Below are 6,146 nucleotides of genomic sequence, written 5' to 3'. Positions count from 1 at the left end.
CACAAGAAAAGATGAAGGAAAATTCAGAAAATCACATGAAAACACTTCAAAATGACAGCAAAAGGGTAGTCAAATATTTTAAACATCACAACATAAAATATGCTGCGTAAAACTAACGATATATAGATGCGAGGTTAATATTAACCACAACTGCAAGTAAGAATGAGATATCTAATTTAGAAGATGTTTTAAATACCGTCACGGTAAAGCTACCAAAAGACATTCCTTTAAAAGCAGATAAAGGGTATCAATCAAAGAAAAACGCAACACTTTTAAAAGGTCGAAATTTAAAGAATCACATTCTTAAAAAAGCTGTTAAAAATAAATCATTGACAAAATGGGAAAAACGATTTAATAAATTAATTGGTAAAACAAGGTTTAAAGTGGAGCGAACTTTTGGAGGAATAAAGTTATGGTTTAAAGGAGGAATTGCAAGATACAGAGGTATGGAAAAAATGCATACTCAAAATCTGATGGAAGCTATTTGTTACAATTTATATAGAAGTCCTGGGATAATTGCCACTAATTCTAAAAATTAAAGGAAAATGAACCAAGAAATAGATCCATAACTAACATAAACAATGAAAATAATGAAAAAAAACATAAATTTTAGATTAAAAAAGTCAAAATTGAAATCTAAAACTGAAAAGAGCATTATGCAACGGTCTTATCATAAATTCAAAAAATAAATTAGTCAGTATTTTTGGTGAGCTAGAAGACACTATAAATAGAGCGTTTTCATCCATAGATAGTTTTCAGTTTGAAACTTGTTTATAGATTGGGTAAACTTCCATTTCAAACGTATCAAAAGGACAGGTAATAGCTATTGGGGAAACACTAAGAGGGGGGAAATCCAATAGTAAAAAATCACCAGTTCACATGGTGAGTGTATTCTTTTCCATACGCAATTTCAGTGACGCTATTTTATTTACTTATATAATACATCTAAAAAAATGGATTATTAAAGTGTAAGATCATTTTTGGAAATAAAAAAGTCCGAATTTGATTGTTTTAATTCAGACTTTTTTATTCTATATTTTTTTATTTCCAACTTTGAATTTTATGCCCTTTTAAAGCAAAAAACAAGATCATTAGATAACAAGGAATCAATATCCAATAACTACCCGTAGCAGCAATCGGCGTAGCCTCCAAAGCACTCATGCCACCTGCTATAAGTTCTTGTCTGTCAGCGTCTACTAGCCTTCCATATAAAGGAGGAATAACAGCTCCTCCTGAAATTGCCATAATTAATAATGCTGATGCTGTTTTTGTAAATTTCCCCAATCCGTTTAAGGTCAATGGCCATACTGCAGGCCAAACCAAAGCATTTGCTATTCCCAAGGCAGCAACAAATACTATTGACACAAAACCTGTTGTACTTAATATCCCAATACTAAAGAGAATTCCTAACACGGCACTTACTTTTAACGCTGTTCCTTGCGAAATATATTTAGGGATCAATATAGCGCCCACTCCATAAGTAACCACCATTGTCATTAAAGTAAACATGGTAAAAAACTTAGCCTCTGACTCAGGAAACCCTAAAGAAATTCCATAAGAAATTATCGTGTCACCTGCTATTACTTCTGCTCCTACATATACAAATAAAGTTAATACACCCAACCATAAATGAGGGAATTGAAAAATACTTGTTTTTTCAACCTCACCCTCAACAAGCTCCTCTATCTCAGCCTCTACAGGTGGTAACGGTGCTTTTCTTATCAACACACCCAAAACAGCCAATACAATTGCCATAATTACATAAGGCATAACAACACTGTCTGCCATGGTATCTAATAATACTTCTTTTTCTTGCTCTGAAACGGTACTTAGTTTTTTATTGACATCTCCTATTCCTGACAATAATATAGATCCAAATATTATAGATCCTAAAGCACCTGCTATTTTATTAGCTATTCCCATGATAGAAATTCGTCTTGCAGCGCTTTCAATTGGTCCTACAATTGTGATATATGGATTTGCAGCTGTTTGCAATAAGGTCATCCCGATTCCTTGAATAAATATCCCAGTCAAAAACACCCAATAAGTTCTAGCTTCTGCTGCTGGTATAAATACCAATGCTCCAATTGCCATCACAAACAACCCTAAAGACATTCCTTTTCTATATCCTATTTTATTTAGAATAGAAGATGCAGGAAGTGCCATCAATACAAAAGAAATATAAGAAGCAGAAGCCACTAAATAAGATTGTGCTTCAGTTAATTCATTAATCGTTTTCATAAATGGAATCAATGCTCCATTTATCCATGTTACAAAACCAAAAATAAAAAACACACCAGCAATAATTGTAATGGGCACAAGGCTGTTTTTTTTGGTTTCTACTGTTGATGATTTCATAAATATTAAATTAGATTAATGATTAAGAATTTTTTACTAGAAAATGCAGTAAATAAAAATACGAATTTTAATGCACAATATCAATCAACATAAAGTTTTTACAAAAACATTTCGACCAAAGACACAAAATCTCATACAAAAAACGAAACACAAAGCATAAAAAATCTATTTTTGTAATACCTAGAGAAAAAACCATGCAAGCACTCGATTATATTAAATCAAATACTGACATTAGAGATATCAGTATTTTAAATACTTTAAAGTTAATTTCTGAAGATTGTACCATTCCTTTTATTGCCCGTTATCGAAAAGAAATGACCAATAATTTAGATGAAGTTCAAATCGGGGAAATCCTTACGTACAAAAAAGCTTTTGATGAAATTGAGAAAAGAAAAAAAGCCATTCTTAAGTCCATTGAGGAACAAGGTGTTTTGGAAAGCAGTTTGGCTTTAAAAATATCGAACACTTTTTCGCTTACCGATTTAGAGGATTTATATTTGCCGTATAAAAAATCAAGAAAATCAAAGGCTGACAAAGCCAGAGAGCAGGGATTAGAGGGGTTGTCAAAAATCATCATGTCACAAAACTCTAATGATTTAGAATCTGTAAGTCAGAAGTTTATAAAAGGCACTATTAACAATACGGACGAAGCTTTGGAAGGAGCTAGACATATTATTGCTGACTGGATTAATGAAAGAATTGACATTCGTACCTCTTTAAGAAATGAATTTATAAAAAGAGCAATCATCAGCACTAAACGTATAAAAAATAAATCTAATACTTCAACAGGCTCAGCACAAGCTGAAAAAGCAATGAAATACAAGGATTATTTTGACTGGTCAGAATCTTTATTCCGTTGTCCCTCTCATAGATTATTAGCATTATTAAGAGCCGAGAAAGAAGGCTTTGTAAGAATCAAAATAGAAATTGATAAAGAACAGGCAGTCTCAAGAATAGCTTCTAGAATGATACGTTCTCAGAATGCTTGTGCAGAACAAATTCTAATGGCTGTAAAAGATGCCTACAAACGGCTGCTTTCGCCTGCCCTTTCCAACGAAGTATTAACAAAAGCCAAAGAAAAGGCAGATGTAAATGCTATTCAGGTATTTGCAAAAAATCTTCAACAATTATTGCTTCAAGCTCCTTTGGGAGAAAAAAACATTTTGGCTTTAGACCCAGGGTTTCGAACGGGGTGTAAACTAGTTTGTTTGGATGCCAATGGAAATTTAAAATACAATGACACTATTTACCTCCACAAAGAAAAAGAAGCGATTGGAAAAATAAACACAGCGGTAAATGCTTATAAAATTGACGCAATTGCTATTGGTAACGGTACAGCCTCTAGAGAAACTGAAAATCTGATTAAAAAAATTAGATTTCAATCAAACCTACAGGTTTTTATTGTCAACGAAGCTGGTGCCTCTATTTATTCCGCATCTAAAATTGCACGAGATGAATTCCCTAATTACGATATTACCGTAAGAGGCTCGGTTTCTATAGGAAGAAGACTAGCAGACCCTTTGGCTGAGTTCGTTAAAATTGAAGCCAAATCTATAGGTGTTGGCCAATATCAGCATGACGTAAATCAAACCAAACTGAAAGAGGAACTAGATCGTGTTGTAGAAAACTGTGTAAATAAAGTAGGTATAAACATCAATACAGCAAGTGCTTCTTTATTAAGTTACGTATCCGGAATTGGACCAAAACTTGCTGAAAACATAATCTTATATAGAAAAGAAAATGGGGCCTTTAATAAAAGAGAACAAATCAAAAAAGTTCCTCGTTTAGGAGCAAAAGCCTATCAACAATGTGTTGCTTTTTTACGAATAAAAGATGCTGACAACCCTTTAGACAATTCTGCTGTACATCCTGAGAGTTATGCAATCGTAAAAAAAATGGCGACCTCTTTAAAAACAGATTTACCTAATTTAATTGGAAATAAAGAATACTTAAATCGTCTCCATCTTGAAAATTTCTGCACAGATCCTATTGGAATACCGACCTTGAAAGATATTCTTTCTGAATTAGAAAAACCGGGTTTAGACCCAAGAAAAAAAGTAAAAACATTTGCCTTTGATCCTAAAATAAAAACTATAGATGATTTAATAGCAGGTCAAATACTTTCTGGAATTATAAACAATGTCACCAACTTCGGTTGTTTTGTCAATCTTGGGATCAAAGAAAGTGGCTTGGTTCATATTTCTAAACTCAGCAAAAGCTATGTTGGTAATGTAAGCGATATTGTTCATTTAAATCAACAGGTACGAGTTCGTGTAGAAGAAGTCGACACCGAAAGAAAACGCATTCAATTGTCTATGAATTTTGAATAGGTATTTCCCTTCATCAAATAGGAATTGAATAAGTGTTTTTTATTTCTCCCATAACAAAAGTACTATGAGCACTACCAATATTTTGTACAGACCCTAGAATGATTTAATACAAAATTTTGATAGTGTTTCATGTCTTTTACCAGTACCTTTAAAAGAAAATCGTAATCACCCGAAATATTATAACACTCAGTTACCTCTTCTAGTGTTAAAATATCTTTTACAAACTGATTTCCTATTTCACGCGTATGCTCCCTTAATGTAATGTTGCAAAAAACGATCAAATTTTTATCTAGTTTTTCTGAATCCAAAATAGCCACATACTTTTTTATATAACCTTCTTTTTCAAGTTTTTTTTACACGTTCAAAAACAGGTGTAGCAGACAAGTTTACTTTTGAAGCAAGCTCCTTTGTCGTTAAATTAGATTGTTTTTGTAAAATTTTAAGGATTCTAACATCAATTGCATCTAGTTTCATAAAGAATATTATTCTGTGGCATCACCATAAACTATAATTAAAAGTGTTTATACCTAAAAAAGACTCTAAAAATAGTTATTTACACCTAATTTATAGTAAAATTATGCTATTTTATTCTTTAAAACTACCTTTACGTGGTAAATAATAGCGAAAACAACTCAGATGAAAACTACAACCTTAGGATATCCTAGAATAGGGAATCAAAGACAATTAAAATATGCCTGTGAAAAATATTGTTCAGGAAATATCTATCATGATGAACTTGTGCAAACGGGAAAAGACATTCGGAAATAAAATTGGTTGCTTCAACAAAAATCAGGGATCGATTTAATTCCCTCCAATGATTTTTCTTTTTATGACCAAATTTTAGATGATTGCTTAACCTTTGGATGTATTCCTGAACGCTATAAAGGAATAAACAGAAACAACTATGCAACTTTGTATTTTGCAATGGCAAGAGGAATTCAAACAGATACTTTTGATATTACAGCTATGGAAATGACAAAATGGTTTGATACCAACTATCACTATATTGTACCGGAATTTACAAAAGACCAATCTTTTGAATACTTTTCAACAAAGGTAGTTGACGAGTATAAAGAAGCTTTAGAACTAGGAATACAAACAAAACCCGTTTTAATTAGATCTGTAACCTTCTTGCTTCTTGGTAAAGAAAAAGAAAGCGGTTTTCATCGATTGGATTTATTAAATAAATTACTACCTGTATATTTCCAAATTATTTATGAACTTACGGCTCTTGGAGCAGATTACATTCAGTTTGACGAACCCATTTTAGCTTTAGACCTAACGAATAAAGAAAAAAAAGCTATTCAAAATCTTGGCTTCAAGGTTGTAACGCAACAAAACGTTTTAGTTTTATGATGTTACTAAGCTACAATTTTAAGTTCAATATCCATCATTTCTTTTGGTGTTTTATATCCAAGTATCTTTCTAGGTCTATTGTTTAGTTTTTCTTGAATAATT

General features: G+C 32.1%; 3 protein-coding genes and 2 pseudogenes. 3 read left to right on the top strand and 2 right to left on the bottom strand.

The annotated features are described in order from the left end of the window. Nucleotides 1–122: 122 nt before the first annotated feature. Entirely contained in the window at nucleotides 123–539 is a 417-nt protein-coding gene (locus tag V5787_RS01555; protein WP_336891532.1) for a transposase, read from the top strand. Between the two features lie 502 nt (nucleotides 540–1,041). Here V5787_RS01555 and V5787_RS01550 read toward each other — a convergent pair. Then, entirely contained in the window at nucleotides 1,042–2,358 is a 1,317-nt protein-coding gene (locus tag V5787_RS01550) for a sugar MFS transporter (RefSeq protein ID WP_336891531.1), read from the bottom strand. Nucleotides 2,359–2,552: 194 nt separating this feature from the next. On the opposite strand from V5787_RS01550, the gene V5787_RS01545 reads away from it, so the two are divergent. After that, the gene (locus V5787_RS01545; protein WP_336891530.1) at nucleotides 2,553–4,688 is read left to right on the top strand and encodes a Tex family protein; all 2,136 of its coding nucleotides are present in this window, start codon (nucleotides 2,553–2,555) and stop codon (nucleotides 4,686–4,688) included. Nucleotides 4,689–4,701: 13 nt separating this feature from the next. Here V5787_RS01545 and V5787_RS01540 read toward each other — a convergent pair. Beyond that, nucleotides 4,702–5,162 (bottom strand): annotated as a pseudogene (locus V5787_RS01540) (Lrp/AsnC family transcriptional regulator). Nucleotides 5,163–5,324: 162 nt separating this feature from the next. On the opposite strand from V5787_RS01540, the pseudogene V5787_RS01535 reads away from it, so the two are divergent. Beyond that, nucleotides 5,325–5,996, top strand: a pseudogene (locus tag V5787_RS01535) (5-methyltetrahydropteroyltriglutamate--homocysteine S-methyltransferase); the annotation flags it as partial. Nucleotides 5,997–6,146: the final 150 nt, after the last annotated feature.

The sequence above is a fragment of the Flavicella sp. genome (assembly GCF_037132785.1).
GTDB lineage: Bacteria > Bacteroidota > Bacteroidia > Flavobacteriales > Flavobacteriaceae > Flavicella.
Note: the sequence above shows the minus strand (reverse complement) of the source record. Positions and strands in the feature narration are given on the sequence as shown.